Below are 247 nucleotides of genomic sequence, written 5' to 3'. Positions count from 1 at the left end.
CTTTGGGTTATCAAGTATACACGTTAAAACGTACGAGAATTATGAATATTGAGTTGAATAATTTACCAGTTGGACAGTGGAGAGATTTATCGAAAAAAGAGAAAAAACGCCTATTTTCAGACTTAAATTACGAACCACAAGATTGGTAAAAAAGAGCAGGGGAAACCAAAAAATGTTTTTGGTTTCTTTTTTTTGAATAAAAAATATATTTTTAACACTTGTAAAAATATAGTGAATAGGATATATT

Annotated in this window: 1 pseudogene; it reads left to right on the top strand. The window is 27.9% G+C overall.

The features are described 5' to 3' along the window. Positions 1–149: pseudogene (locus tag V7038_RS29040) on the top strand (23S rRNA pseudouridine synthase F); the annotation flags it as partial. Positions 150–247: the final 98 nt, after the last annotated feature.

The sequence above is a fragment of the Bacillus sp. JJ783 genome, assembly GCF_036963225.1.
GTDB lineage: Bacteria > Bacillota > Bacilli > Bacillales > Bacillaceae_G > Bacillus_A > Bacillus_A cereus_U.
Note: the sequence above shows the minus strand (reverse complement) of the source record. Positions and strands in the feature narration are given on the sequence as shown.